At 58.0% G+C, this 595-nt stretch carries 1 pseudogene; it reads right to left on the bottom strand.

The features are described from left to right. Window positions 1-431 (bottom strand): annotated as a pseudogene (locus CFR76_RS17560) (transposase); the annotation flags it as partial. Window positions 432-595 lie beyond the last annotated feature (164 nt).

The raw sequence follows: 595 nt of genomic DNA, 5'->3' as shown, positions 1-595 counted from the left end.
CCGCATCAGCTCCAGATTGGCTTCGCTCTGTGGCACAGGCCGATAGTAGACGCCCGACCGGTTGAGTTGCAGCAGCGTGCATTGCCGGATTATCGGCAGGCATGCTCTCTTCGGGTCAATCATCTGCCGCCTCTGATCACGCCCAACCGAGCAGAGGCATCCCGCAAAAAATCCCGTTCCACCAGCAACTGGCCGATCTTGGCATGCAGTTTCTCTACATCAGCAGGGCTGACTGAAGGTTCCGTTACTGACTTACCAGAAAAAAGGCTTGCCATGCCTTCGATCGCCTGGCGCTTCCATTGGGCGATCATCGTCTGATGCACGCCATGTTTCGACGCCAACTCCGCCAGCGTCAGTTCGCCACGGATCGCCTCCAGGGCAACCCGTGATTTGAACTCCGCCGCATACCGTTTCCGCGTAACCTTGCCCATAAAACCCGTCCTCGTTCAGGCCAGATGATAGCTTATCGCCCTGTCCGAAAAATGGGGACCACTTCTGGGATCCATCCAAGTCTGGTGTTTCGCTGGCGGCGAGAGGCTCGGGCCAAAGCGCAGGCCAAAGGCGGGACATCGTTCATACCTGTCATGGTGGCCCC

Source organism: Komagataeibacter swingsii (genome assembly GCF_003207895.1).
Classification (GTDB): domain Bacteria; phylum Pseudomonadota; class Alphaproteobacteria; order Acetobacterales; family Acetobacteraceae; genus Komagataeibacter; species Komagataeibacter swingsii.
The sequence above is the reverse complement of the archived record's forward strand: the minus strand, read 5'-3'. Positions and strand labels throughout refer to the sequence as shown.